Below are 1,247 nucleotides of genomic sequence, written 5' to 3'. Positions count from 1 at the left end.
AATCCGCTTACCCTGTTTTTTTTATGGCTTAAAGCGCTAAATCAATCACAATACGACCATCAATTTTGCCATGTTCCATGCGCTCAAAAATATCATTAATATTTTCGAGTGGCTCAACACTGATATGTGCCTTCACTTTACCACGCGCTGCAATATCCAGAGCTTCTTTCAAATCTAGACGTGTTCCAACAATCGAACCGCGTACAGTAATGCCATCTAATACCATATCAAAAATAGACAGATCAAACTTACCTGGAGGTAAGCCATTAAGCACCATCGTACCGCCACGACGCACAATAGCAACCGCCTGCTCAAAGGCTTTCGGAGAAACTGCCGTCACCAACACACCATGACAGCCATCTCCTGTGGCTTTAATCACCTCATCTTTGACATTCACTTTGAGCGCATTAATTGCAACATCTGCACCCAGTTCTTTTGCCAAATCAAGTTTGGAATCATCCACATCAATTGCGACAACATTGAAGCCCATTGTTTTAGCATATTGCACCGCAACATGTCCTAAACCACCAATTCCTGAAATTGCGACCCAATTCCCCGTCTTGGCTTCTGTCATTTTTAGACCTTTATAGACAGTTACGCCAGCACATAAAATTGGTGCAATTTCCAATAAATCTACACCTTCTGGAATTACACCGACATAATCACCATCAGCAAGGCAATACTCCGCAAAGCTGCCATTGACGGAGTAGCCTGAGTTTTGCTGTTCTTTACACAAAGTTTCCCAGCCCGCATAACAATGATCACAATGCCCACAAGCTGAATATAGCCATGGAATTCCAACTTTATCCCCCACTTTGAGATGTGAAATTCCTTCGCCAATTTCTATCACTTCACCAACACCTTCATGCCCAGGAATAAATGGAACAGTTGGTTTAATCGGCCAGTCACCATGCATGGCATGAAGATCGGTATGGCATACACCTGTTGCAATCACTTTGACCAGTACTTTACCAGCACTGACTTTTGGAATAGCGACCTCTTGGATTTCTAAGGGTTGATTAAATGCTGTGACAACAGCAGCTTTCATTGTGCTTCCCATGTTATTTTCCTTATTATTGAATTGATCAAGAATATTGACAGTTTTCAATTAACTTAACTTAATCATCATTCTCATTAATAACCTAAAGTATTTTGGGTAGGTATTTGGTAGGTATTTGGTAGGTATTTGGTAGGTTTTATGTGAATAATCTCAGATTAGCTCATTTTAAATCTTTTTTTAAATAAAA

The 1,247-nt window shown here is 40.3% G+C and carries 1 protein-coding gene; it reads right to left on the bottom strand.

Annotated elements, in window-relative coordinates; translation table 11 throughout:
* Positions 1-28: 28 nt before the first annotated feature.
* Positions 29-1,060: an alcohol dehydrogenase AdhP gene (gene adhP, locus ACY3FQ_RS18515; RefSeq protein ID WP_005028484.1), complete on the bottom strand. Its 1,032-nt coding sequence runs from the start codon at positions 1,058-1,060 to the stop codon at positions 29-31.
* Between the last annotated feature and the right edge of the window lie 187 nt (positions 1,061-1,247).

The sequence above is a fragment of the Acinetobacter sp. AB03 genome (assembly GCF_058107045.1).
Note: the sequence above shows the minus strand (reverse complement) of the source record. Positions and strands in the feature narration are given on the sequence as shown.

Excerpts from the sequence above, each read along its gene's own strand:
- adhP (WP_005028484.1), bottom strand. The coding sequence starts at position 1,060 with ATGGGAAGCACAATGAAAGCTGCTGTTGTCACAGCATTTAATCAACCC.